Source organism: Christiangramia marina, from assembly GCF_048285865.1.
Lineage (GTDB): Bacteria > Bacteroidota > Bacteroidia > Flavobacteriales > Flavobacteriaceae > Christiangramia > Christiangramia marina.
The window spans coordinates 560,085-561,404 of the sequence record NZ_JBLVTK010000002.1; the positions used below are offsets into that span (position 1 = coordinate 560,085).

1 protein-coding gene is annotated in these 1,320 nt (G+C 40.5%); it reads right to left on the minus strand.

The genetic code is table 11. The features are described from left to right. Window positions 1-65: 65 nt before the first annotated feature. The gene (gene tuf, locus ACNKXS_RS09040) at window positions 66-1,253 is read right to left on the minus strand and encodes an elongation factor Tu (protein ID WP_322302161.1); all 1,188 of its coding nucleotides are present in this window, start codon (window positions 1,251-1,253) and stop codon (window positions 66-68) included. Between the last annotated feature and the right edge of the window lie 67 nt (window positions 1,254-1,320).

Genomic DNA, 1,320 nt, shown 5'->3' on the forward strand with positions numbered 1-1,320 from the left:
AACCCGTAAATATAAGTGAAGGTACCCCGCTTGCCACGGGATACCTTTTTATATAATGAAAATTCTTAGTCTAGAATTTCAGTTACCTGTCCAGCTCCTACAGTTCTACCACCTTCACGAATTGCGAAACGTAGACCAGTATTCATTGCGATTGGCTGAATAAGCTCAACAGTAATAGTAAGGTTATCACCAGGCATTACCATTTCTACACCATCAGGAAGGTTGATTGTTCCTGTTACATCAGTTGTACGTACGTAGAACTGTGGACGGTAGTTGTTATGGAATGGAGTGTGACGTCCACCTTCTTCTTTCTTAAGGATATAAACCTCAGCTTTGAATTTAGCGTGTGGAGTTACAGATCCTGGTTTAGTAATTACCATACCTCTAGAGATTTGAGACTTCTCAATTCCTCTTAGTAGGATACCTACGTTATCACCAGCTTCACCTCTATCAAGAATCTTACGGAACATTTCAACTCCAGTAATAGTAGAGGTAAGTTTTCCAGCTCCCATACCAATGATCTCTACAGGGTCTCCAGTGTTTGCAACACCAGTTTCGATACGTCCAGTTGCTACTGTACCACGACCTGTAATAGAGAATACATCTTCAATAGGCATCAAGAAAGGCTTATCAACATCACGTTCTGGAAGTTCAATCCAGTTATCAACTGCCTCCATAAGATCAAGAACAGTCTTAGACCATTTCTCATCTCCTTCTAATGCTCCAAGTGCAGAACCTGAAATTACAGGACCATTATCACCATCATACTCGTAGAAAGAAAGAAGATCTCTTACTTCCATTTCAACTAGTTCAAGAAGTTCCTCATCATCTACAAGGTCAACTTTATTCAAGAATACAACGATTCTTGGAATACCTACCTGGCGTCCAAGAAGGATGTGCTCACGTGTTTGAGGCATAGGACCATCAGTCGCAGCCACAACAAGGATAGCACCGTCCATTTGAGCAGCACCAGTTACCATGTTCTTTACGTAATCGGCGTGACCAGGACAGTCAACGTGAGCGTAGTGACGGTTTGCTGTTGAGTACTCAACGTGTGAAGAGTTAATTGTAATACCTCTTTCTTTTTCTTCAGGAGCGTTGTCAATTTGATCAAACGCACTAGCTTCTGAATATCCAGCATCAGCCATTACTTTAGTAATAGCTGCAGTTAAAGTAGTTTTTCCGTGATCTACGTGTCCAATTGTACCAATATTTAGGTGCGGTTTGGAACGATCGTAAGTTTCCTTTGCCATAATTAATACTTATTTAATCTTAGTTATATATTAGTGTTCAATTTTATACAAAACTAGAGCCAACGAC

Excerpts from the sequence above, each read along its gene's own strand:
- tuf (WP_322302161.1), bottom strand. The coding sequence starts at position 1,253 with ATGGCAAAGGAAACTTACGATCGTTCCAAACCGCACCTAAATATTGGT.